This is a genomic window from Desulfotomaculum copahuensis (assembly GCF_001655685.1).
Classification (GTDB): Bacteria; Bacillota; Desulfotomaculia; order Desulfotomaculales; family Desulfovirgulaceae; genus Desulfotomaculum_G; species Desulfotomaculum_G copahuensis.
This window is the reverse complement of record NZ_LYVF01000025.1, coordinates 1-351: the sequence shown is the minus strand read 5'-3', so window position 1 is coordinate 351 and position 351 is coordinate 1. Positions and strand designations below refer to the sequence as shown.

The 351-nt window shown below is 53.3% G+C and carries 1 rRNA gene; it reads left to right on the top strand.

The features are described 5' to 3' along the window. The first annotated feature begins 228 nt into the window (after positions 1 to 228). Positions 229 to 343, top strand: a 5S ribosomal RNA gene (gene rrf, locus A6M21_RS02600). The last annotated feature ends 8 nt before the right edge of the window (positions 344 to 351 follow it).

Below are 351 nucleotides of genomic sequence, written 5' to 3'. Positions count from 1 at the left end.
CGGTCGAGGACTTGACCAGAACGGTCGTCAGATGTCGGAGGTCAGAAGTCGGAGTAAGAAAGAAATCGCTGACGCGATTTCTAAAATACATCTGACTTGTAAAGACCACGGTTACTGGCGGCAAAGACGGACACTTTTCGCTGTGAAGTTTTGAGGGAAGATTTAACCGGCCGTCAGAAGTCATAAATCCCTGCCTTTAATCCGACTTCCGACGACCGACAACCGCTTTGCAGTGGCCATGCCGGAGGGGACACACCCGTTCCCATCCCGAACACGGCAGTTAAGCCCTCCAGGGCCGATGGTACTTGGGGATCACCCCCGGGAGAGTAGGTCGCCGCTGCAATATTTTTT